A 23328-nucleotide genomic window follows, 5' to 3' on the forward strand; every position below is an offset into this window, starting at 1 on the left:
TGATAGATTAAGCATAGTTAATAAAAAAGTTAATTCGTTTGGAATAAACGTTAGAAAGTTGATTTATCCCCATGAAAAGTATCAACAAATATGCCTTGCTGACCCTATCGGTTTTAGCACTTGCGCAATCGGCTCATTCTGTAAGCTCAGAAGGTAATCTTGTGGTTTCGGATTTGGTTAGTTCTGTTAAGGCGGAGGATGATATTCTAATCCTTGAAGATATTGGTCCTTACGCCAACAAACAAGCTGGCAAAGACTATTATAAAAATATCGACAAGCTGTTGGTTGATGATAAAGAATACAAAAAAGATTTGGACGGCCCTTGTACCTTTGATATCAATTATAAGGGTGTCAAAATTAAGTCTAAAGCTATTCAAGATGGGGAGCATAAACTGACTATTTTGAATGCTAAGGATGGTGACATCTTAGTGACCTTCAAAAAAGAAGGTAAAAAAGTGACCTTTTTAAACGCTCAAGAAGTAAAATCTAAGGTCATTTCATCATCTCAAGCACTTAAGTCCTACAAGGCTCCTCAGAGCTCAGAAAAAAAGCAAGAAGCAGCTACTGAAAGCGCAGAAGAAGGCTTCTCACTCACGGTAACTAAGCTTGAAAATGAAGATGGAGCCCTTTTATTTCCTGAGTTTGAACGCTACTCCAGCAATAAGATGCTTGAAAAGTTAGTTCATGATATTACGACAATTACTGTTAACGATGTCTCTTATGAGGACAAGACATCAGGTTCCTTAAAAGACAAACAAGGGTGGGTATCAGATCTTAAAGGACTTCATATTGCGAGCAAAGACTTGAAGGAAGGGAAAAATACCATTACCATCTCTTCCAAAGATTTTGAAGCGATTAGCATAGTCATTGAAAAATCAGGCAATCAGTATAGTATACTCTCTTCTAAGCAAGCTCCTTCACAGGTCGCTAAAGGATCAGATAAAGAAGCGCTAGACTTCACTTCTCTAGAAGGTCTGATGGCTAAAGCGCAAGCACTAATTGATCAAACAGAGAAGAAAGAAGCTGTTAAAGGATTAGCTGAAAAGTTACAGGTCATTAAAGATTCTTACAAAGACATTGATAGTCTGTCCTTATTGAAAGATACCGAAGCTTTACTTAAAGATTTGTTAGCAAGTCAGCAATCAGAAAAAGTGGCGATTTCAAAATTAACAGAAGGGACTTATACGCTAAGCTTTACAGCTAATAAGGAGCATACAGAAGAGTCATCAATGCTACAAGGTACTTTTGATAAAAAAGCCAAATTGGTTGTAAAAAAAGATGGTAGCAAAGAACTGACCATGTTAAATACAGCATTAGGGGCATTTTTGATTGATTTTTCAGTTGAAACAGATGGAAAATTCCCAACGGCTATTCGTAAGCAAGTAGGCGATCGTGACATTAATAATGCCTATGTGAGAAGTGAGTTTACCTTACCTATTGATCATCTTGAAACATTACATAAAGGTGCTGTCTTGGTTTCTGCCATGGGTGGTCAAGAAAGTGACAAGCATCATTATGACAAATACACCAAACTGGATATGACCTTTGATCAAATGGCTACTAAAGGTTGGACAGGTTATCAAGCTGAAATTGATGATAAGGAAAAAGGGGTGGGCTCAGAGCGCCTTGAAAAGGCCTTGGTAAGTTTAGGCAAAGACTTAAATGGTGATGGAAAAATGTCACCAGAAGAATTAGCTAAAATCACAGGTGAATTACGCTTGGATCACTATGATTTAACGGATATCTCTCTTCTTAAGGATGCTACCAATATTAGCGAACTTTATCTGGTAGGAAATCAGATTAGCCAAATTCCAAAAGATACTTTTAGTCAAATGAAAGGACTGAAAGTTCTTGAGTTACAAAGTAATCTTTTGACGAACTTAGACAGAGACTTATTTGCTCATAATAGCCAGTTGACAAAACTTCAATTAGCAAGTAATTATTTGGCAAGTATAGAGCCAGAAGCCTTTAGTGCTCTCAATCACTTGGATGAGCTGGATTTATCCAAAAACCGTCTGAGTCGACTTGAGGCCAGTAGCTTCTCTGGTTTGTCACAATTAAAAACCTTAGCTTTATCTGAAAACCAATTGGAAGCTATTGATGAGCAAGCTTTGGCACCGCTTAAGCAATTGACTTTTATTGATTTATCAGAAAACAAACTAACTAAGCTTCCAAAATCACTAAATGAGCTTGGGCATTTAGGGCATATCGCGGCGGATTACAATCGCTTGATGACTTTAGATAACCTTGATTTTAAACAGTTTCCACAGTTGACAACTCTCAATTTATCATCAAATGAATTGACAACATTGCCTAAATCAGCATTCAAAGCTAACAAAGCGCTGACTTCTTTAAATTTATTTAATAACCTTATTTCAAAATTAAAAGAAGAGAAACCAAAATGGCACGACTAAGTAAAATCTTACTCTGCTCGATGGCTGTTTTGACTTTGGTAGCCTGTGTCAATCAGCACCCAGATACAAAAGAAAGCCAAAAAGAGGAGCGCATTGTGGCCACATCTGTGGCTGTCACAGAGATATGTGATCGTTTGAAGTTAGATTTGATAGGGGTTTGTGATAGTAAACTCTATCAACTGCCTAAACGCTATGATAAGGTGAAGCGTGTTGGGCTTCCTATGAATCCTGATATTGAAGTCATTGCTTCTTTAAAACCGAGTTGGATTTTGAGTCCGAATTCCTTACAAAATGATTTAGAACCCAAGTACCAAAAACTTAAGACCGAGTATGGTTTCTTAGATTTAAGAAGTGTGGACGGCATGTACCAATCTATTGATGATTTGGGGAGATTGTTTCATCGTGAAAAAGAAGCCATGGCTTTACGAGATGATTACAAGCGTTTTTATAAGGATTTTAAAGCCAAACACAAGCCTCAAAAGAAACCAAAAGTTCTTATTTTGATGGGACTTCCAGGTAGCTATTTGGTGGCTACAGACCAATCTTATGTTGGGAACTTGCTAACTTTAGCGGGAGGTGACAACTGTTACAATTCTAAGGATAAGGAATTTTTAACTCTTAATCCTGAGGATATGCTTAGCCAAAAGCCTGATATAATCTTAAGAACATCTCATGCTTTACCTGATCAAGTCAAAGCCATGTTTGCCAAGGAGTTTGAAGAAAATGATATTTGGAAACATTTTGAAGCGGTTGAAAAAGGTAAGATTTATGATTTAGATAATCAGTTGTTTGGCATGAGTGCGAAGTTTAATTACAAGCAGGCCTTAGAAGAGCTTTCAGGAATTCTTTATGACCATGAGAAGGGAGACTAGATGACAGCTTTAGAAGAGAATCTTGACTATCAGAAGTTAAGCCATAAGAAGCAAAGAAGTTACTTGGCATTCATTGTTCTAGGGTTGGGTCTTCTTGCATTAGGGTTACATGCTATCTCAGTTTGGGGTCTGTCTCTGTCTTACCAGACACTTTTTAAGGGGCTTTTTGTTTCTTATCATCCAGACGTAGCTTTGGTTTATGACTTGAGGTTTCCTAGGATTTTGATTGCTCTTTTGGCAGGGGAAGCTATTTCTGTTTCAGGTCTCTTGTTTCAATCGGTTTTAAAGAACCCTATTTCAGATCCAGCAATTATTGGAGTTTGTAGCGGTGCTAGCTTTATGGTGCTCTTATCAGGTACCCTTTTGCCACAGCTTCTCTTACATGGGCCAATCCTTTCTTTTTTAGGAGGAGGATTGTCTTTTCTCTTAATTTATGGTTTGTCATGGCGAGAAGGGCTTCATCCTGTTCGCGTCATACTCACAGGAATTGCCATTAATGCCCTTTTTACAGGGTTATCTAATGCTTTATCGGGCTTATCAGGGTCTAATAATCCCTATATTAATGCTTTGATTTCGGGAAATATTAGTCAAAAGACCTGGTCAGATGTCAGCTTGCTCTTACCATATACTCTTATTGGCATTTCTTTAGCTTTGATCTTATCAAAAAGCTGTGACTTGCTCTTATTAGATGATAAGGTGATTAGGAGTTTAGGAGTTGATGCTAATCTCTTACGACTCCTAGTTTCTGTGGTAGCTGTCTTATTAGCTTCGGTGGCGACATCCATAGTGGGTTTAGTAGCTTTTTTAGGCTTAATTGCCCCTCATATTGGTCGTCTCTTAGTTGGCAATAAGCATAGCTGTTTGATACCTTTTTCTGCTATGTTAGGCGCCTTTTTGTTCTTATTGGCAGATACCTTGGGCAGAAGTCTTTTTTACCCATTAGAAATCAACCCTTCCATTCTTATGAGTATTGTGGGTGGCCCTTATTTTATTTACCTACTCAGAAAGGCTAGATTAATATGACCGCTAAAACCATTTCCTTATCCCTTGATAAAGTTAGCTTTTCATATGGTGGCATTAAGGTCATCGATCAGCTAACGCTTGATATTATCGAAGGGCAGATTACAACGATTTTAGGAGCCAATGGTTGTGGCAAGTCAACTTTACTTGGACTTTTAAGTAAAGGGTTAATGCCTCAAGAGGGAGACATTTTTCTGAAAGGAAAAACGATTTCTCATATGGGATTAAAAGTGTTTGCCAAGCAAGTGGCCATGGTTCATCAAAATCAGCAACCTATAGCGGATATGACCGTTTACGATATGGTAGCTATGGGGCGGTTCCCTTATCAGCGTTTCTTTCAAAGAGATAAGGGAAAGGATGACGATGCTATTAACTGGGCTTTGGAGGTGACCGGCTTAGCCAATCTGGCTTATCGTTGTCTACAAGACTTATCTGGGGGAGAAAGGCAAAGAGTTTGGATAGCTCGAGCCTTAGCTCAAAAAGCTCCAATTTTAATACTAGATGAACCAACCACTTATCTGGATGTGAAGTACCAACTGGAGATTTTGACCTTGATTAAAAAGATTAATCAAGATTGTGGAATGACTATTATCATGGTATTGCACGATATTAACCATGCCCTGGCGGTTTCAGATACCATTGTTGGTTTAAAAGAAGGAAAAGTTTACGGACAAGGTTCTGTTGAAACTGTTATTGATGAGGCCTTTATTGAAACTATCTTTGGGGTATACTTACCTCTTGTTACTATTGATGGTAAGCCTTATTTAATGCATACCTTAGGGCAGACATCATAGTCATATGCTACAATAGAAGAATTGATTTATTGATGATAGAAAACACATAGAAAGAAGGGATAAAACGATTTCGTTATGATAGAAGAAAAGGAAAAAATATCTCGACAAAAGAAAAAGCTACTTTTGAAGCGCTTAAAAGAAAGGATTGCTCCAAAGAAACACCTGCTTTATTTAGGGGCCTTTTTATCTTGGTTGCAATTTGTGATGCGTTTGCTGAGTTTTTATGTCATTTCAGAGCAGTTTGCTAGCTTTTTGATGACAGGAGAGCTAAAACTTTTGACTAGCTTTCTTAAGTTGTTAACGCTAAGTCTTTTAGGTTATGGCTTTGCTTTCTTAGCCAAAAATTTACAAGGGATTGCCTCACAGTATGCGCGTGATTCCTTAAAAGCTTCTTTTTTTGATGCTTTTATTGCTTTAGATGGGCAGGTGGATCAAGAAGCTACAGAAGCAGACGTGCTTACCTTGGCTTCTCAAGGGATTGATAGCTTGGATACTTATTATTCCTACTATTTATCTTTGGCATTGAGGACCTTGTTTAATTGCAGTACCGTCCTTTTCTTGGCACTCATTATCCATCCGATGGGGGCTTTGGTCTTTTTACTGGCCTTACCGATGATTCCCTTATCTATTGTGGCTATGCAAAAACACTCAAAACGCATTATGACTCAGTATTGGTCTACTTACATGGATGTTGGCAATCTATTTATGGATGATTTGAAAGGGCTCAATACTCTCTACGCTCACCAGGTAGATGAGAAGTATGAAAAGGCTTTTGTGGCTAAAGCAGAGTCTTTTAGGAAAGCGACCATGAATTTGCTGGGCTTTCAATTACAGGCTGTGGGCTATATGGATGCAGTCATGTATTTAGGAATAGGGGTATCAGGCTTCTTGGCAGTAAAGGCCTTGGCAAGTGGCCACTTATCCTATGCCAATCTGCTCTTTTTCATCCTTATTGCCACTGAGTTTTTCACTCCGATTCGTGAACAGGGTTATGGTATGCATTTGGTTATGATGAATACTAAAATGGCAGATCGTATTTTTGGCTTTCTAGATCGTGTTGAAGCTAGAAAGGACTCTAAGCAGAGCACTTTACCTGCTTTTGATCAGGTCAATATTCAAGAAGTTAGTTATTCTCATCAGGATAAGGGACTGTTAGAAGATATTTCTTTGACTTTGACAAAAGGTCAAATGACAGCTTTTGCAGGGATTTCCGGTCAAGGAAAAACAAGTTTAGCGCATTTATTACTGAAGACTTATAAGGCTCAAAAAGGGAGTATCCATTTGGGAGAGATGGCTATTGAGGACCTATCAAAGGAAGCCATTAGAGAACAAGTGCTTTATCTGTCTGACCAATCTAGTCTTTTAAATCGCTCTATATATGATAATTTACGCATGGCTAAAGACCTTTCTAAAAAAGACCTTTTAGCCTGGCTTGACAAGCATCAGCTCTTAACCTTTATTCATGATTTTGAAGAAGGAATTGACACCCTAGTCGGTGAAAATGGTAGTCGCTTATCACCGGGACAAAGACAACAAGTAATCTGTGCTAGAGCATTACTTAGTCAGCGCTCCCTTTACATTTTTGATGAAGTCACCTCAAGCTTAGACGCTGATAATGAGACCTTGATTTATGACATGATAAGATTATTAGCAGAACGTGCCATTGTTTTGGTGATTACCCATAAATTAAGACGATTAACAGACATGGACCAGATTCTCTTTTTAAGTTCTAAGCAAGTGGCTCAGGTTGGAACCTTTGAGGACTTATATCAAAGCCAGGAAGATTTTAAAGACTTGGTTGACACGCAAGACAGATTGGAGGCTAGTTTAAATGCTTGAAAAGACATACCAAACTCATGAGCTAGTTTGGCGATTGCTTGTGATGATGAAGAAACTCTTGCCTTGGATCAGCTTAGCGATCAGCTGTGCTGTATTAGGATTTTTGGTAACAATCACTATCCCAACAACCCTATCCGCTCTGGCCTTACAGGCTTTTGCTGGTAAACCCATTACGCTGACCTATTTATATGCCTTAATCGCATTGGCTTTTTTAAGAGGTATTTTTCGATATGGGGAACATTATTTTGGGCATTTTGTGGCTTTTCATAGTTTAGCCGTCTTTCGTCAATTGATTTTTAGCAAGTTACGTGCCTTGTCACCGGCACGATTAGATAGCCAAGATAGTGGTCACTTACTAAAAATGATTGGTGAGGACATCGAAGCCTTGGAAATCTTTTTTGCTCATACCATTGCCCCAGTTGGGACTGCTCTTTTCTCAGCCTCCTTGATTTTGACTTATTTTGGAAGCAGTAGTTGGCCCTTGGCGGCCCTAGCGGCCCTTACCTATGTTTTATTGGCAGTGATTATTCCAATAGCTTTTGCCAAAAAGCTAGAACCACTATTGAAAGAGCAAAATCACACGCGCCAAAGCTATGTGTCTCACTTTTTAGAAACGCTTAGAGCTGTCAGAGACTTATTGCAATTTCAGCAGATGGATCAAGAGCTTCAGTTCTTATCAAGTAAGAGTAAGGCAGTTAATGCCCTGGATCGCCAAGTCGCCAAGGCTCAGTGGTTACAAATGACGACCACCTTTTTAATCCTGGCTTTGTCTATTTTATCTTTTGCTCTCTTAGCCTTAGCTCAAATCAAAGAAGGACGGCTGGATTATGACAAAGGTCTCCTAGCTTTTGTGGCCTTTACGGCATCTTTTTCACCCTTTTTAGAATTAGGGCGCTTACCTTTAGGCTTCAAACGCGCGATGAATGCGGCTGCCAATATCTTTGCCTTATTAGATGAGGTAGTAGTTGAAGACCAGGGAGAAGCTGACTTAAGCTCTGTTGAAACGATTGCACTTGAAGCTGTGAGTTTTTCTTATCCAAAGAGCCATCAAGAGGTTTATCAGAACCTATCTATTGCTTTTAAAAACAAAGGGATTATTGGCATCAAAGGCCCATCGGGCTCAGGTAAATCCACCTTGGTGAAATTGCTGATGAAATGGTATAATTGGAGTTCAGGGGACATTTTTTTAAGTGGTCAAAATAGTAGAGAACTAAAGGCTACAAAATTGCAATCTCGCTTTGCTTACCTGCCACAAACACCCCAAATTTTCCAACAGACTTTGCGTGACAACTTGACCTTTGGACGAACAGATATCTCAGACCAAAAACTGCTAGATTTGGCAGATTCATGTGGTATGAAAGAGCGCTTGCTAGCTTGTGAAAAGGGTCTAGATACGCTGATTAGTCAGGTGGATATTTTTTCAGCCGGTGAAAAGCAGCGTTTAGAATTAATGCGCGCTTTATTGAAAGAGGCTGATGTTTATATCTTGGATGAGCCCACTTCTAATTTGGATTCTTTAAATGAGGCCTTGCTTATTAATCTCATCAAGGAGCACTGCAAAGGATTTGTTTTTCTGATTTCACACCGAACATCAACTCTAGCCTGCGCTGATCAGGTATTTGAGTTAGAAAATGGCATATTAAAAGAGGTAACCCCATATGAAACACTTAACAATTAAAGATTTGATGACAACTGGCGCATTTGCTGCTTTGTATTTTACCTGTGTTGGTTTAGGAACACTAATTGGTATTTTCTTTGATAAGTCTGGGAATATGCTTTATGCACCAGCCTTTGCCGCCCTATTAGCTGGAACAGTTTATTTTCTCTTAATGGCTAAATTACAAACTTTTGGTCCTATTACCTTACTAGGTTTGATGATGGGGATTTTCTTCTTTTTGACGGGACATTTTTTTGCAGCCTTACTTCCTGCAATTGTCTTTGGTCTTTTAGCTGATCTTGTAGCTGGGATTGGAAAATACAAATCAACCTTCGGGAACATGCTATCTTATCTGATTTTTGCTTTTGTGAATAGTGGTCCGATTCTGATGATGTGGTTTTTAAAGGACGCTTATATCAAGAGTCTTTTAGCGCGCGGTAAGGATATGGTGTATGTGAACCGTGTTATGTATGAGTTCACTTTTGGCCATGCCACATGGTTCATTGCAACTGTTCTTTTAGGAGCATTAGTTGGTGGTTTATTTGGTCAATATCTTTTGAAAAAACACTTTACTAAGACAGGAATCTTGTCATGACGCTTGATGTCCGTACCAAATTATGTCTGTTAATATTAGCCAATGCCTGCTTTTTCTTTCGTATTGAAGGCGGTTTATCTTATCTGGTTGTGGCTGTCTTTTTAGGTATTTTAGCGGCCTTAAGAAAGTACCAGTTAGCCCTTATTTTAGCGGCTAGTTACCTGGCCTTAGTTCTCTTAAGCTTATTAGGGCTTGATAGGATGCCTTATCATGCTTTTCGCTTAGTAGCTTTCGCAGCCTTAGCCGGTCAACTCATCTTCCCTTCTTTAGTGGCAGCCCTAATCTTAATTAAAACCACTACCGTTTATGAATTAGTACATGGTTTGCGAAAATGGCGGCTACCAGAAGTTATTTTATTAACCTTTGCGGTTATGATACGCTTTTTGCCTAGTATTAAAGAAGAAAGTCGTATTATTCAGCGTTCTTTAAAAGTCAGAGGCATTTTCATATCCAAGTGGCAAATACTGTCTCATCCGAGTCGTTATCTGGAATACCTATTGGTACCCTTGTTATTATCGTTGTTGAGAAACAGTCAGCAATTAACCATTGCCAGTTTGACTAAGGGACTAGCTATCCAAAAAGAGGCCAGTGAATGCTTCGTCTCAAACCTAACATGGAAAGATTGGGGGATACAGTTATGGGCTTTAATGACCATTCTTTACATGATGCTAGCCTAATCAGTGCTAAAGAACTACAGTTTACTTATCTTAATAGCCAAGCTCCTTCTTGTCAAATAGCGGATTGTCAGATTGAGGCCGGGCGTTTTATTGTGCTTTGTGGCAAATCAGGCTCAGGGAAGTCAAGCTTTTTGAAGTTGGTTAATGGTTTAATTCCTGATTATTATTCCGGCACTTTAAGAGGCAAACTACGAGTAGCTAATTATCAGGCAGGTCAAGAAAGTGTCGAAACTTTTTCGAATCAAGTGGCATCTGTTTTTCAAAACCCAGCTAGTCAGTTTTTCTACCGTGAGGTTAAGCATGAGCCGGTATTTCCTTGTGAAAATCAAGGTTTAGACCCTAAAGGCATTTTGGAAAGACTTGAGACTTTAGCCAATGACTTTCAGTTTCAAGACCTCTTAGAAGCGGACATGCACACCTTGTCTGGAGGCCAAAAGCAACGCGTCGCTATTGCGACAGCATTGATGCAAGGCAGCCCCATTATGGTCTTTGATGAACCAACTGCTAACCTGGATAAAAAAGGCATTGAAACAGTTAGAGCCTATTTAAAACAGCTGAAAGAGTCCGGAAAAACTATTGTGATTGCAGAGCATCGCTTGCATTACTTGCTGGATCTTGCAGATGACTTTTTCTATTTTGATAATGGCAGATTAGAAGCCACTTGGTCGCCAAAAGATATGCAGGCCTTGTCTAAGGAAGACCGTGAAAACTATGGTTTGCGGCGAATGGATAGCTGCCCTTTGTTTGAAAATCATAAAAAGGTTTTGTCTAGACAAGATTCACTTGCTGGTGGGCTATTTATCGACAAGTTAAAGATAAAAGCTGGAAGTAAGGATTTGCTATCGATTAGTGAGATGGGCTTTGAAAGAGGACAAATCACGGGTATTCTTGGAGCTAACGGTATCGGTAAATCGCAACTAGCAGCTTACTTGACAGGTGTTTTGGAAGACAAGGCATCAAGCATCTATCTAGACGGTAGCAAGCAAAGTGCTAAAGAACGCTTGGAAAAGACCAGTCTTGTCATGCAAGACGTGACCTTGCAATTATTTGCGGAGTCTGTGGCTAAAGAAATCAATTTAGGACATAAAGAAGCCCCTCAAACACAACAAGTGGTTAGTCAATTGTCCTTAGATGCCTTACTGAAGCGCCATCCAGCCAGTCTTTCGGGTGGTGAACAACAGCGTGTCATGATTGCGGCCGGCCTTTTATCTGATAAAGAAATCTTTATTTTTGATGAGCCAAGTAGTGGTTTGGACCTATTGCAAGTGAAGGCCCTAGCGGCTTTATTAAAAGAACTAAGACAAGAAGGAAAGGTAGTCATTCTTATTTCGCATGATGAGGAATTATTGGCAGAAACCTGTGACGCTTCTTATCAGTTGGAGCATTATCAGCTAACCCAAGCTTAGTTTAGGAAATTAACGAGCTTTTATCTGAAAATATGACTAAACTCTTGTATAATAGTTACAAGAGTTTTTTTGTGGAAAGGATAATAGAGATGAGATTAGAGGCACCCATTGCTGATTTGAAAGGGCTAGGACCCAAGTCGGCAGAGAAATTTCAAAAATTAGATATCTATCAGGTCAAAGATCTCTTGCTCTATTACCCTTTTCGTTATGAAGATTTCAAGAGCAAGTCAGTTTTTGAGTTGATGGATGGTGAAAAAGCTGTCATTACAGGTACCGTAGTGACACCGCCAAATGTGCAATATTACGGCTTTAAACGTAATCGTTTGAGTTTTAAACTCAAGCAAGGAGAGCTTGTCATTAGCGTCAGTTTCTTTAACCAACCTTACCTGCAAGACAAATTATCCTTAGATAGTCAAGTGGCTGTTTTTGGCAAATGGGATCAAAAAAAGGCAGCTTTAACGGGCATGAAGCTCTTGATGACTTTAGAAGATGAGCTGCAACCTGTTTATCATCTGGTCCAAGGCATTAGTCAATCTTCTTTATTGAAAGCCATTAAGTCAGCTTTTGATAGTGGGGCTCTTAACAGTTTGCCAGAGAATCTCCCTGATGCTTTGCTTCAAAAATACCGATTGATGCCAAGACAAGAGGCTGTGTATGCCATGCATTTCCCTAAAGATTTGAAAGACTATAAGTTAGCTTTACGTCGGATCAAGTTTGAAGAACTCTTTTATTTTCAAATGAGACTTCAGGTCTTAAAAGTTAATCGGAAGAAGTCTGATCAGGGAGTCCTTATTGCTTATGATGCTTCTCAGGTTGAAGCTAAGTTACAGAGCCTTCCTTTTGAGCTAACAGGAGCACAAAAGCTGTCTTTACAGGAGATCTTAGCGGACATGAGTTCAGAAGGTCACATGAATCGACTTTTACAAGGAGATGTGGGTTCTGGTAAGACAGTTGTCGCTGGGATGGCCATGTATGCTGCTTATACAGCAGGTTACCAGTCGGCCTTGATGGTTCCAACGGAAATTTTGGCTGAGCAGCATTACGACAGTCTTCACCAGCTTTTCCCAGATTTATCAATTGCGATTTTGACCTCAGGCATGAAAACAGCTGCTAAAAGAAGTGCCCTAGAAGCGATTGCGAGTGGCTCTGTTGATATGATTGTGGGAACACATGCTCTGATTCAAGGAGCTGTCCGCTACCATAAGCTAGGCTTAGTCATTACAGATGAGCAGCACCGTTTTGGGGTCAAGCAACGACGTGTTTTTCGAGAAAAAGGAGACAATCCTGACGTCTTAATGATGACTGCGACTCCCATTCCAAGGACTTTGGCTATTACGGCTTATGGTGAGATGGATGTGTCTATCATTAATGAATTGCCTGCAGGGCGTAAGCCAATTGTGACGCGGTGGGTCAAGCATAGCCAGTTTGAGACGGTTCTGACTTGGCTAAAAAAAGAACTGCAAGCAGGGGCACAAGTTTATGTCATTTCCCCTTTGATTGAAGAATCAGAGGCTTTGGATCTTAAAAATGCCGTGGCTTTAGAAGAAGAACTTACGGCTTATTTTAAGGGGCAAGCTAAGGTGGCTTTGATGCATGGTAAGATGAAAGCCGAAGATAAGGATGCTATTATGCAAGCCTTTAAAGCTAAAGAGATTGACCTTTTGGTATCTACAACCGTTATTGAAGTCGGAGTGAACGTTCCAAATGCCACAGTGATGCTGATTATGGATGCGGATCGATTTGGCTTGAGTCAATTACATCAGCTCAGAGGACGTGTGGGTCGTGGTCATAAGCAATCCTATGCTATCTTGGTAGCTGATCCTAAGACTGATTCAGGAAAAGAGCGTATGACGATAATGACAAAGACTAGTGATGGGTTTGTCCTAGCTGAAGCTGATTTGAAGATGCGGGGATCAGGTGATATCTTAGGGACACGTCAATCAGGACTTCCTGAATTTAAAACAGCTGATATTGTTGAAGATTATCCCATTTTAGAAGAGGCTAGACGGGTGGCCAGTTACATTGTTTCAGATCCTGATTGGGCACAAGACTCAGAATGGCAAAGGATTGTCAATCATCTTGAGCTGACAGAAGGCTTTGACTAGTTGACCGTTGAGGACAAGGAAAAACGGTATTAAAGGAGATAAACATGAAGCAACAAGCAATAGGACAAACAGATTTAATGGCTTCTTCCATTATTTTAGGTTGTATGCGAATGGCTGCATTAGACCATCAAGAAGCTAAAAAGTTACTAGCTAAGGTCTTGGATTTGGGCATTAATATGATTGACCATGCTGATATCTATGGCAAAGGCGAATCTGAAAGTCGTTACCAACAAGCGGCCAAAGAGCTTGGGGTAAGTCGTGATCAAGTGATCTTACAAAGCAAGTGTGGGATTCGCCAAGGATTTTTTGATTTTTCTAAAGACCATATTATAGCATCGGTCGAAGCAAGTTTAAGCCGTTTAGGGGCGGACTATTTAGACCTTTTATTGTTGCATCGCCCAGATGCCTTAGTGGAGCCAGAAGAAGTGGCTCAAGCTTTTGAACAGCTCAAAAAAGAAGGTAAGGTCAGACATTTTGGTTTAAGCAATCACAATCGCTTCCAGGTGGAACTGCTTCAATCCTATCTGGATGACCCATTAGTGGTTAATCAGATGCAATTGTCACCTGCTCATACACCCATGATTGATGCTGGTTTGAATGTTAACATGAAAACCGAGGCAGCTTTTGATAGGGATAATGGGATGATTGAGTATAGCCGTTTGAAAGGAATGACCCTACAAGCCTGGTCACCCTTTCAGATTGACTTAGCTAAAGGCCTTTTTGCAGGCCATCCTGATTACCAAGAATTAAACCAGACCATCTCTCGCTTAGCTAATCACTATGGGGTTTCTGATGAGGCAATTGTGATTGCTTGGATTCTACGGCATCCTGCTAAAATACAGATGGTCGTTGGTTCCATGAATCCTGAACGTTGGGAAAAAATGGTGAAAGCTGATCACATTACCTTATCTCGAGAAGAATGGTATGCTATCTATCGTAGCGCAGGAAACAGTCTACTGTAAAAAATATCCCTACTTACATATCATGCAAGTAGGGATATTTTTATCTCATTATCCTTCGATATAGGCTTTTAAATCGGCACCAGTTAGCCCTGCATTTAGAGCAATTAAGAGTTTGAGGCGAGCTTTGGAAGCATTTAATTCTTTAACAAACATGACGCCTAAATCTTGTAGCATGGCTCCTCCACCTTGGTAGCCATAAACTGGTTCGGCGATGCCGTTAAAACAACGAGAGACAAGGACAACAGGGATACCAGCAGTAACTAGTTTTTGAATTTCAGCGACTGCCATAGGAGGGACATTTCCAGCACCTAAAGCCTCTATGACTAATCCTTGGATGGTATCAGCAGTCAAGAGACTTAAGATACTCCCATCTCCCATACCAGCATAGGCTTTGATGATAGGGACGGTCCCTGCAACTGTTCGAATGTTGAAACGTACTCTTGGTTCGGCATTTTTAAAAAAGAGCAAATCATCTTTCATGATGACCCCGAGTGGTCCATGGGTAGGGGTTTGAAAGGTAGAAATATTTGTCGTGTGGGTTTTGGTCACATACTTGGCAGCATGGATTTCATCGTTCATAACGACCAATACCCCTTTGCCTTTAGCTTTATCGTGACTAGCCACTCTTAAGGCTGTTAGAAAGTTGTAGATACCGTCACTTCCAATCTCATTGGCTGATCGCATAGCCCCTGTGATGACAATTGGAACATCAAGAGGCAGGTCCATGGTATCTAAAAAATAGGCAGTCTCTTCTAAGGTGTCTGTTCCATGAGTGATGACAATACCATCGTAATGGTCAATTTCCTCTTGGATTTTGTGGTACAGAGCTAGTATATGATAAGGAGTGATGTGGGGACTTGGAAGATTTAAAAAATCCACAACGCTGAGGCGGATGTGGGTCAAATCAAGGCCAACTTGGTTCATAGGATTTATCTGATTGGGAAATACTTTGCCCGATTCATCTGATTGCATGGAGATGGTGCCACCGGTGTGCAAAACAAGGATTTCTTTCATTTAATTAGCATACTTCTTTCGATTTTGTGATATAATCTATTCTATCATAAATAGAAGTGAGAACAGAAGGTTTTGACCATAAAAGCAGTCTTTTTCGATATTGATGGGACTCTCCTCAATGATCGTAAAAACGTCCAAAAAACGACTCAAAAAGCGATTCAACAATTAAAAAAACAAGGTATCATGGTGGGTCTAGCAACTGGTCGTGGACCTGGTTTTGTGCAACCCTTTTTAGAAAATTTTGGCTTGGATTTTGCGGTCACTTATAATGGGCAATATATCTTAACCCGAGATAAGGTTCTTTATCAAAATCAATTGCCTAAATCTATGATTTATAAGATTATTCGTTATGCCAGTGAAAAGAAAAGAGAAGTCTCTTTAGGGACGGCTTCAGGACTTGCGGGCTCTCGAATTATTGATATGGGTACCAGTCAATTTGGACAGGTGGTTAGTAGCATTGTTCCTAAAAGCATGGTCAAAACAGTTGAAAGTAGTTTTAAGAATCTAATTCGTCGAGTCAAGCCTCAGAGCTTTGATAATTTAGTAACCATCATGAGAGAACCTATTTATCAAATTGTTCTGGTGGCTTCAGCTGCTGAGACAGCTAAGATTCAAGAGAAGTTTCCTCATATCAAGATTACTAGAAGTAGCCCCTATTCTCTTGACTTGATTTCTATGGGGCAATCCAAAATCAAGGGTATCGAACGCTTAGGTGAGATGTACGATTTTGACTTGTCCGAGGTCATGGCTTTTGGTGACTCAGATAATGATTTAGAAATGCTTGCAGGTGTAGGTGTTGGCGTTGCTATGGGAAATGCCGTTGATGGGGTCAAGCTTGGTGCCCATTTTACGACAGATTCAAACAATAATGATGGGATTTCCAAGGCTTTAGCCCACTACGGCTTGATTCACTTTGATGTGGAGAAAAGCTTTAAAAGTCGAGATGATAACTTTAACAAGGTTAAAGATTTCCATCGCTTGATGGATGGTGATACCATTGAGACACCAAGAAGTTATGCCTTGCAAGAAGCTAGCTATCGATCAGCTTTCAAAGTCGAAGAACTAGTTGAGTTTCTTTACGCTGCCAGTCGAGGGGATAAGAATCAATTTACCCAATCTTTGATGGATATGCACTCAGCGATTGATAAAGCAGCTAGCAAGATCCTCTCTAAAGAACATTCAGAGTCTCCCTTGGTTGGTCAAGTGGATGCCTTAACGGACTTGCTCTATTTCACTTATGGATCTTTTGTCTTGATGGGAGTGGATCCACAGCCGATTTTTGAGACAGTTCATGAAGCCAATATGGGAAAAATTTTTCCTGATGGCAAAGCTCATTTTGATCCGGTTACCCATAAAATTCAAAAACCTGATGATTGGGAAGAACGTTATGCTCCTGAATCAGCTATCAAAAAAGAATTAGATAAGCAATTGCAGAAATCACTGCTACGCTTAGAAAAATAACCTTGTCATTTGACAAGGTTATCAGATTGAAGACAAAGCCCTAGAAAAATGAATTTCTAGAGCTTTTTTGTTCGCTAAGAGTTATAATAAAGACAAGAATCTCTAGGAGGTCTCTCTATGTTCCACAAAGAAAATCCGAACTAAAATCGTAATCAAGTTGGCTTTTATAGCTTAGATGAGTTGGTCCCTAAAGACCATCTCTTACGTCAAATTGACCAAACCATTGATTTCTCATTTATTTATGACTTAGTTGAAGATAGTTATTGTGCTGATAATGGTCGTCCTAGTTTGGATCCCGTTATGTTGATTAAGATTCCTATGATTCAATGTCTGTTTGGCATTCGTTCTATGCGTCAAACTATCAAAGAAATTGAAGTCAATTTAGCTTACCGCTGGTTTCTTGGCTTGACTCTAGAAGATAAGGCGCCTCATTTCACAACATACGGCAAGAACTACAGCCGTCGTTTCCAAGATAAACAAGTCATTGAAGCCATCTTTTCTCATATTCTAGGTCTCTGCCTCAATGCTGGTTTGATTGATCCTACCGAAATCTTTGTGGATGGGACTCATATCAAGGCAGCTGCTAATCATTACAAATACATCAACCAGGAAGTTGAGGCACAAGCTAAATTTATGAGTGACCAATTGGAGAAGGAAATTGCCAAAGATAGGGAGAAACACGGAAAAAAGTCCTTAAGGCTCGCCAAAGAAAAAGAGCCCGCAAGTAAGAAAATGTCTACAACAGACCCTGATAGTGGTTGGTTTCATAAAGGAGAGCATAAATAAGTCTTCGCTTATAACGCTCAAGTTGCTTGTGATAAACATGGTTGGGCATTGGGGTATAGTATTCACGCTGGAGATGTCCATGATAGTCAGGCATTTCCTGAACTCTTTGACAAGATTAAAGCATTGAACTCTCATTATCTCATTGCTGATTCTGGTTATAAAACCCCAAGCATCGCTCATTACTTATTAACTCTAGGTGTCATACCAGTTTTTCCCTATACAAGACCTCATAGTAAAAAGGACCTGCTTCGGCCAAAAGAATTTATCTATGATGAGTATTATGATGTCTATCTTTGTCCAGAAAACCAACCTTTGCACTATTCAACGACTAATCGAGACGGTTACCGTGAGTATAAAAACGGTCCAGCTATTTGTCAGACTTGTGCTCTTTTATCAGTTTGTACCCAGTCGAAGAACCACCAAAAAGTCATCACACGTCATTTATGGAAAGATGACTTAGAAGTCTGCGAAGACATCCGACACCAACTAGGGATGAAAGAGCGTTATCAACAGCGTAAAGAGACTATTGAACGCTTGTTTGGGACAGCTAAAGAATACCATAACTTACGCTATACGAGATTAAAAGGAAAGTCCAAAATGGGGGCAACCCTTGGGCTTACTTTAGCGTGTTTAAATCTGAAAAAATACAGCAAATGGATGGCTGGAATAGCCTTATTTCTTTGCCTGAAAGTTGCCAAAATGAGGCAAATCATCATAATGATAGTAAAAGAAAAAGTCATTTATTGCTACTTTCCTTAGGTGCTGTCGGAGGTAGGTTAAACAGTCAGGGGAGTGACTGTTTAAGAAAAGCAAAGAATTCCATACCTAACTGTCGAGCCTAAGGTCTCGTCAGTTCTGAGTGTCTAAAATCTTGTTATTAAAGGGATTTTAGACACTTTCAGCACGGCGGAAGTAGCATCAACCAGCTCGCTATCGCTCGCAGAAATAGGATATTTAGTAAATCCCTTGCAAAGCTGCTTACCCTATTGGTAACAGGGACATGGGGTTTGTCTACAGCCTGAAATAACCTTGTCATTTGACAAGGTTATTTTGTGCTTTATAAGGTTTTGTTTTGGTCACGAACTACTAACAAATCAACTTTGGCATTACGTAAAATGTATTCAGAAGAAGAACCGATTAGCAAGCGTTCAAAAGTGTTGAGTCCGGTCGCTCCAACCATAATCAGATCAACTTTTTCGCGATCTGGAATATCGTGAGCGAGAAGGGTTTTAGGATTACCAAATTCAATGATTTGGGTGACATCAAGAAGTCCGGCAGCACGAGCTTGTTTTTCATAATCAGCTAGGACACCCTTAGCTTCTTCTTCTAGTTTTTCATAGATGTAAGTATCAAAGGTTGCTACACTTTGAAGAGCACGTGTGTCAATGACATGAGCTAAAAGTAAGGCTGCGCCGTTTCGAAGAGCCACATTGACCCCTTTGTTAAAGGCGAGTTCGGACTCATAAGACCCATCAATGGCGACGAGGATACGTTCATATTTTTGTGACATAAGATTGCCCTCCTTAACAGATTCAGTTGAAGCACTTCTTTTATGATAAGTCTATTATACTCCTTTTTTAAGAATTATGAAAGCGTTTTAATATCTTTTCTGAAATAAAATGACCACACGTCTTAGTATGGGAAAATTCTTTCTATTTTAAATTATTTGGTTTATAATATGGTTTACGAGGTAAAAATTGACTATGAAAATTATTGAAAAATCATCCAAGTTAGACCATGTGGCCTATGATATACGAGGTCCTGTTTTAGATGAAGCCAATCGCATGATTGCAAATGGCGAAAAGATTTTGCGACTGAATACTGGAAACCCCGCAGCCTTTGGATTTGAGGCGCCTGATGAAGTGATTCGTGATTTGATTATGAATGCACGTTCGAGTGAAGGTTATTCAGATAGTAAAGGTATTTTCTCGGCTCGTAAAGCCATCATGCAATATTGTCAGTTGAAAGGCTTTCCTGATGTTGATATTGAAGACATCTATCTCGGTAACGGCGTTTCGGAATTAATCTCTATGTCACTTCAGGCCCTCTTGGATAATGGGGATGAGGTCTTAGTTCCCATGCCTGATTATCCCTTGTGGACCGCTTGTGTCAGTCTAGGGGGAGGTCATGCGGTTCATTACATGTGTGATGAGGAGGCTGACTGGTACCCTGATATAGCAGATATCAAATCTAAAATTACAGATCGTACCAAGGCGATTGTGGTGATTAACCCTAATAACCCAACGGGTGCTCTTTATCCTAAAGAAATTTTGGAAGAAATTGTGGCCATTGCTCGGGAGCATGGGTTGATTATTTTCGCAGATGAAATTTATGATCGCTTGGTTATGGATGGCGGAGAGCATATTGCCATTGCCAGTCTTGCGCCAGATGTCTTTTGTGTGTCTATGAATGGTCTTTCCAAATCTCACCGCATTGCTGGTTTTCGTGTAGGTTGGATGGTTTTATCAGGACCAAAAGAACCTGTTAAGGGCTACATTGAAGGCTTAAACATGCTAGCTAATATGCGTCTTTGCTCAAATGTCTTGGCACAACAAGTGGTTCAGACCTCTCTAGGAGGACGTCAGTCTGTAGATGACTTGCTTTTGCCTGGTGGTCGCATCTTTGAGCAACGTAACTTTATTCATAAGGCCATTAACGATATTCCAGGATTATCAGCAGTAAAACCTAAGGCGGGACTCTATTTATTCCCTAAAATTGATCGCCAAATGTATCGCATTGATGATGATGAAGAATTTGTCTTGCAACTCTTGAAGCAAGAGAAAATTATGCTGGTCCATGGTCGTGGCTTTAACTGGAAGGATCCAGACCATTTCCGTATCGTTTATTTACCAACGGTTGAGGAATTGGAAGACATTCAAGAAAAAATCACACGTGTCCTTCAGCAGTACAAACGTTAATGTTTTACTCATTAAATGATTAAATGATTGAAATCTAGATTATTTTCTAGATTTTTTTGCTGAAATTATAGTGAAAAAGCTAGTAAAATTGGGAATTGTTGAAATAATAGACAATTTTCTGATAATTCCTTGCCAAGTCAATAAGCATTTGATATAATTGTAACGCAAATAAGTCAAAGGAAAAGGAAGACATGGCAAATTTATTAGAGAAAACGCGTAAAATAACATCTATCTTACAACGTTCTGTGGACAGTTTAGAAGCAGAATTACCATATAACACAATGGCTTCTCGTCTAGCAGATATTATTGATTGTAACGCATGTATCATCGATGGAGGTGGTACATTACTTGGATATGCTATGAAGTATAAAACCAACACGGATCGCGTGGAAGAGTTTTTTGAAGCCAAGCAATTTCCAGATAGCTATGTGAAAGCAGCAAGTCGTGTTTATGATACCGAAGCCAATCTTTCGGTAGAAAGTGAGCTGACTATTTTCCCTGTTGAATCAAAAGATGATTACCCTGACGGTTTGACAACAATCGCTCCTATCTATGGTGGAGGTATGCGCCTAGGTTCTTTGATTATCTGGCGTAATGATAATGAGTTTAGTGATGACGACCTCATCCTTGTTGAGATTTCAAGTACGGTTGAGGGTATTCAATTGCTTAACCTCCAAACAGAAAACTTAGAAGAAACCATTCGTAAACAAACAGCTGTCAATATGGCTATTAACACCCTTTCTTACTCAGAAATGAAAGCAGTAGCAGCTATTCTTGGTGAATTAGATGGCAATGAAGGCCGTCTAACGGCTTCTGTAATTGCAGACCGTATTGGAATTACTCGCTCGGTTATTGTGAATGCCCTTCGCAAGCTTGAGAGTGCAGGTATTATTGAAAGTCGTTCATTAGGGATGAAAGGAACTTACCTCAAAGTTATTAACGAAGGTATTTTTGATAAGCTTAAAGAATTTTAAGAGGACTTATAAGAGCATCTCCATTACTTGGAGATGTTTTTTTGAAGGAAAAGTAACTTTTTGCTACTCTCCTTAGGTGCTGTCGGACGGTAGCGATTTCCTAGAAGAATTCCATACCTAACTGTCGAGCCTAAGGTCTCGCCAGTTCCGAGTGTCTAAAATCTTGCTATTAAAAGGATTTTAGACACTTTCAGCACGGCGGAAGTAGCCTTAATAAGCTCGCTATCGCTCGCAGAAATAGGATATTTAATAAATCCCCAGCAAAGCTCCTCATCCTAGTGGTACGGGGACATGGGGTTTATCTACAGTTTGACATCTCCATTACTTGGAGATGTTTTTTGTGTTAGGGAAGTGTTTTTTAGCAAGAATCTATAAGAAGACAGATGTCTTGACACCTGAAAGTTTTATTGATAAAATTAATTAAATTCGGAGATAATTTAAAACTCTAGTCTAAAGGTAAAGGAATTGCTTGATGAAAGCCTTAATTTCAATTGATTACACCTATGATTTTGTCGCTGACCAAGGAAAGTTGACAGCGGGAAAACCAGCGCAAGCTATTTCAGAAAGTATAGCCAAAGTTACCAAAGAAGCCTACAAAGCTGGCTATTTTATTTTTTTTTTGCGATTGATTGCCATGATGAAGGGGATTCTTTTCATCCAGAGACAAAGCTTTTTCCAGCGCATAATATCAAAGGAACCAAAGGTCGAGATTTGTTTGGAGAACTGGCTTGTGTTTATCAAAACATTCAAAAGGATGAAAAGGTATTTTGGATGGATAAACGTCATTATTCTGCCTTTTCAGGAACTGATCTTGATATTCGCTTACGAGAACGTGGGGTTAAGACCCTTGTCTTGACTGGCGTTTTAACGGATATCTGTGTCCTGCATACTGCTATTGATGCTTATAATTTAGGGTATCATATCGAAATCATGACGAATGCCGTTGCTAGCCTTTCTGAGGAGAATCATCAATGGGCCTTGAACCATTTTAAAACTGTTCTGGGTGCCCGCTTAGTCACCGAATTGACAGACTAAAAAACAGAAATCGTTTGGATTTCTGTTTTTTGTTTGCGTAAAGCTTTACTTCTTGATAATGAGTTGAATGGCTTGGTTAATACGCTCTTCTTGAAGATTGGGATCCGCTTCAGGTTCTTCAATGACTTGGGTAATTTTTTGAGCAATGACCAAACCCATAGTGCTATTGATACTAGAGCGAATAGCTGTTAGTTGGGTCATGATATCAAAACATTCCTGATTTTCTTCAATCATTTTCTGGACCCCACGTAGCTGCCCTTCGGCTCTTTTTAAACGATTAATAATATCTTTTTTATCTTTTTTCATAGGTTACCTCATTTGTGCTGGCTTCATTATACTGAGCGAGCTCATCTTTGTCAAACGAAGTCAATCTTTCTTGTTGACAGTTGATAAGTCGCATGGTATTCTTTAGATACCCATAGGGGTATAAAAGAAAAAGGAAAACTGACTATGTTGAAACAATTATTAGCCTTGTTTGCTGCTAAGCAAGAGACTATCTCAACTCAAGAATTACAGGCATTAGTGAAAACGAAACAGATCCAACTTTTAGATGTTCGCAGTAAGACAGAATATCAGGCAGGACATATTAAGCAGGCTAGACATTTTCCGCTTAATCAGATAGAGACCTATAAAGGTCCAAAGGGAAATCCCCTTTATCTGATTTGCCAATCGGGCATGAGAAGTCAAAAAGCTAGCCGAATTTTAACCAAGTTAGGTTACCAGACTATTAATGTCAAAGGTGGGATGGCTGCTTGGACGGGTCCAGTCAGTCAGGCTAAATTTTAGGAGGATGATGACA

At 39.6% G+C, this 23328-nt stretch carries 18 protein-coding genes and 2 pseudogenes; 17 read left to right on the top strand and 3 right to left on the bottom strand.

Annotation, left to right across the window (positions count from 1 at the left end; all coding sequences use genetic code 11):
* Window positions 1-71: 71 nt before the first annotated feature.
* The 11 genes from STRIC_RS01055 (at window position 72) to STRIC_RS01105 (ending at window position 14341) form a co-directional block, all read left to right on the top strand.
* Window positions 72-2414, top strand: coding sequence for a leucine-rich repeat protein (locus tag STRIC_RS01055; protein WP_008087116.1), 2343 nt, complete (start codon window positions 72-74; stop codon window positions 2412-2414).
* On the top strand, window positions 2402-3286 hold the full coding sequence (gene isdE / locus STRIC_RS01060) for a heme ABC transporter substrate-binding protein IsdE (RefSeq protein ID WP_008087390.1): 885 nt from the start codon (window positions 2402-2404) through the stop codon (window positions 3284-3286). The genes STRIC_RS01055 and isdE overlap by 13 nt, the downstream gene beginning before the upstream one ends.
* A complete protein-coding gene (locus STRIC_RS01065) occupies window positions 3287-4309 on the top strand; it encodes a FecCD family ABC transporter permease (protein ID WP_008087133.1) in 1023 nt (340 codons plus the stop codon).
* The gene (locus tag STRIC_RS01070) at window positions 4306-5100 is read left to right on the top strand and encodes an ABC transporter ATP-binding protein (RefSeq protein ID WP_008087043.1); all 795 of its coding nucleotides are present in this window, start codon (window positions 4306-4308) and stop codon (window positions 5098-5100) included. Before STRIC_RS01065 ends, STRIC_RS01070 begins: the two co-directional genes overlap by 4 nt.
* A 75-nt stretch (window positions 5101-5175) precedes the next feature.
* Window positions 5176-6939, top strand: coding sequence for an ABC transporter ATP-binding protein/permease (locus STRIC_RS01075; RefSeq protein WP_008087395.1), 1764 nt, complete (start codon window positions 5176-5178; stop codon window positions 6937-6939).
* Window positions 6932-8617, top strand: a complete 1686-nt coding sequence (locus STRIC_RS01080; protein ID WP_008087279.1) for an amino acid ABC transporter ATP-binding/permease protein — start codon at window positions 6932-6934, stop codon at window positions 8615-8617. Before STRIC_RS01075 ends, STRIC_RS01080 begins: the two co-directional genes overlap by 8 nt.
* Window positions 8598-9191, top strand: coding sequence for an MptD family putative ECF transporter S component (locus STRIC_RS01085; RefSeq protein ID WP_008086912.1), 594 nt, complete (start codon window positions 8598-8600; stop codon window positions 9189-9191). The genes STRIC_RS01080 and STRIC_RS01085 overlap by 20 nt, the downstream gene beginning before the upstream one ends.
* Entirely contained in the window at window positions 9188-9868 is a 681-nt protein-coding gene (locus STRIC_RS01090; protein WP_008087003.1) for an energy-coupling factor transporter transmembrane component T, read from the top strand. Before STRIC_RS01085 ends, STRIC_RS01090 begins: the two co-directional genes overlap by 4 nt.
* Window positions 9805-11274, top strand: a complete 1470-nt coding sequence (locus STRIC_RS01095) for an ABC transporter ATP-binding protein (RefSeq protein WP_200857359.1) — start codon at window positions 9805-9807, stop codon at window positions 11272-11274. Before STRIC_RS01090 ends, STRIC_RS01095 begins: the two co-directional genes overlap by 64 nt.
* An 89-nt stretch (window positions 11275-11363) precedes the next feature.
* Window positions 11364-13379 carry an ATP-dependent DNA helicase RecG gene (gene recG, locus STRIC_RS01100; protein WP_008087230.1) on the top strand — a complete coding sequence of 672 codons (2016 nt, stop codon included), beginning with the start codon at window positions 11364-11366 and terminating at the stop codon, window positions 13377-13379.
* A 44-nt stretch (window positions 13380-13423) separates the two neighbouring features.
* Window positions 13424-14341, top strand: coding sequence for an aldo/keto reductase (locus tag STRIC_RS01105; protein WP_008087144.1), 918 nt, complete (start codon window positions 13424-13426; stop codon window positions 14339-14341).
* Window positions 14342-14389: 48 nt separating this feature from the next.
* Here the strand turns inward: STRIC_RS01105 and STRIC_RS01110 are convergent, their stop codons facing one another.
* Window positions 14390-15355, bottom strand: a complete 966-nt coding sequence (locus STRIC_RS01110) for an asparaginase (protein ID WP_008087365.1) — start codon at window positions 15353-15355, stop codon at window positions 14390-14392.
* 72 nt (window positions 15356-15427) lie between these two features.
* On the opposite strand from STRIC_RS01110, the gene STRIC_RS01115 reads away from it, so the two are divergent.
* Window positions 15428-16816 (top strand): Cof-type HAD-IIB family hydrolase, encoded by a 1389-nt coding sequence (locus STRIC_RS01115; RefSeq protein ID WP_008087288.1) that lies wholly within the window; start codon window positions 15428-15430, stop codon window positions 16814-16816.
* A 117-nt stretch (window positions 16817-16933) separates the two neighbouring features.
* Window positions 16934-18361, top strand: a pseudogene (locus tag STRIC_RS01120) (IS1182 family transposase).
* Between the two features lie 298 nt (window positions 18362-18659).
* On the opposite strand, the gene STRIC_RS01125 reads toward STRIC_RS01120, so the two are convergent.
* Window positions 18660-19112: a universal stress protein gene (locus tag STRIC_RS01125; protein ID WP_008086979.1), complete on the bottom strand. Its 453-nt coding sequence runs from the start codon at window positions 19110-19112 to the stop codon at window positions 18660-18662.
* Between the two features lie 193 nt (window positions 19113-19305).
* On the opposite strand from STRIC_RS01125, the gene STRIC_RS01130 reads away from it, so the two are divergent.
* From STRIC_RS01130 to STRIC_RS01140, 3 genes and pseudogenes are all read left to right on the top strand, one after another.
* A complete protein-coding gene (locus STRIC_RS01130) occupies window positions 19306-20520 on the top strand; it encodes a pyridoxal phosphate-dependent aminotransferase (protein WP_008087103.1) in 1215 nt (404 codons plus the stop codon).
* Window positions 20521-20711: 191 nt separating this feature from the next.
* On the top strand, window positions 20712-21494 hold the full coding sequence (gene codY, locus STRIC_RS01135) for a GTP-sensing pleiotropic transcriptional regulator CodY (RefSeq protein ID WP_008086954.1): 783 nt from the start codon (window positions 20712-20714) through the stop codon (window positions 21492-21494).
* Window positions 21495-21963: 469 nt separating this feature from the next.
* Window positions 21964-22529: pseudogene (locus STRIC_RS01140) on the top strand (cysteine hydrolase family protein).
* 45 nt (window positions 22530-22574) lie between these two features.
* Here STRIC_RS01140 and STRIC_RS01145 read toward each other — a convergent pair.
* Window positions 22575-22835, bottom strand: coding sequence for a metal-sensitive transcriptional regulator (locus tag STRIC_RS01145; RefSeq protein WP_008087189.1), 261 nt, complete (start codon window positions 22833-22835; stop codon window positions 22575-22577).
* A gap of 144 nt (window positions 22836-22979) precedes the next feature.
* On the opposite strand from STRIC_RS01145, the gene STRIC_RS01150 reads away from it, so the two are divergent.
* Complete coding sequence (locus tag STRIC_RS01150; protein ID WP_008087329.1) at window positions 22980-23315, top strand: rhodanese-like domain-containing protein; 336 nt, start codon at window positions 22980-22982, stop codon at window positions 23313-23315.
* The last annotated feature ends 13 nt before the right edge of the window (window positions 23316-23328 follow it).

It is taken from the genome of Streptococcus ictaluri 707-05 (genome assembly GCF_000188015.2).
GTDB lineage: Bacteria > Bacillota > Bacilli > Lactobacillales > Streptococcaceae > Streptococcus > Streptococcus ictaluri.